The organism is Rhizobium sp. Rhizsp42 (genome assembly GCF_047304155.1).
Taxonomy (GTDB): Bacteria; Pseudomonadota; Alphaproteobacteria; order Rhizobiales; family Rhizobiaceae; genus Rhizobium.
Window position 1 is genome coordinate 1 of the sequence record NZ_JBGLYS010000104.1, and the last position, 1,172, is coordinate 1,172.

Here is a 1,172-nt window from a genome sequence, read left to right on the forward strand (position 1 = left end):
CCTATTCACGCCGCAAGAGTGCTGGAACTATTTCCGCCAGGCCGGATGCGTTGCACATTAATCGCCCGAGGCTCTAATTGTTTCAGGAGCCGTTTTCGAGCGGCTCCTTGATTGACTTCTCCGGCCCCCTTCATTCGAGACCGTCCACCCACATGCCAAGAGTTGCCATCATCGGGTCTGGACCCACCGGGATCTACACGCTCGCTGGGCTGATCTCCAGCGCCACGCCTTTGTCGATCACGATTTTTGAGGAAACACCCGATCCGGGTAAAGGCACGCCGTATCATCCGGCGGTCAACGACCGCGCGATGCTGGCAAATATCGCCAGCATTGAGATTCCTCGCATTGAGCAGACCCTCGTTGAGTGGCTGTCGTCGCGCGGTGATCCCGAGCTTCAAGAGCTTGGCATCGAGAGGTCGGGGATCGGCGAACGCGAGTTTTACCCTCGGATCGTTCTCGGCGAGTTCCTGGCCGCGCAGTTTTGGGCACTGGTGAACCGGGGGCTCTCGCGTGGCCACTCCATCGATGTGAAAGCCAGCCACCGTATTCTCGATATCAAACTCGGCACGAATGACATATCGCTCGTATTCAAAAGACACGGCGGGCAGGATGCAACGATGTCTTTCGACCACGTCGTCATGGCCACAGGTCACGATTGGCCCGAGAACACGGAAACGTCGCCTGGGTATTTTGTGTCGCCATGGCCCGCTGCCGCGATCAAGAGGATTGGTGCTGTAAAGGTCGGTGTATTGGGTACGTCGCTTAGCGGTATAGACGCCGTGGTCTCCGTCGCCACCGCCCATGGCATATTCCTTCGGGACGACTCCGGAACCTTGCGATACGAACCAGATCCCATGAGCACAGGGTTCCATATCACCATGATGTCTCGCAAGGGTTTGTTGCCAGAGGCGGACTTCTATTGTCCGATCCCATACGAGCCTCTCAGGTTTTGCACTGAAATTGCCATACGACTGCTGATGGAGCAAAAGCGGGAGCGTCTCCTCGATGAGGTCTTCGAGTTGTTTCGGCGAGAGCTTGCAGCGGCCGATCCCAACTACGCTGCCAGTATTGGATTGGCCTTGGCCTCCGTGGAAGGTAAGCGGTGCATTGACCCCGTCTGGCGATAGCGGGTTATCAGGCTTATTCGTGTGAGCTCAGGAAATGAGCTTGGT

At 57.0% G+C, this 1,172-nt stretch carries 1 protein-coding gene; it reads left to right on the forward strand.

Annotation, left to right across the window (positions count from 1 at the left end; translation table 11 throughout):
• Positions 1 to 107: 107 nt before the first annotated feature.
• Positions 108 to 1,127: an FAD/NAD(P)-binding protein gene (locus ACCD05_RS31720; protein ID WP_413397633.1), complete on the forward strand. Its 1,020-nt coding sequence runs from the start codon at positions 108 to 110 to the stop codon at positions 1,125 to 1,127.
• Positions 1,128 to 1,172: the final 45 nt, after the last annotated feature.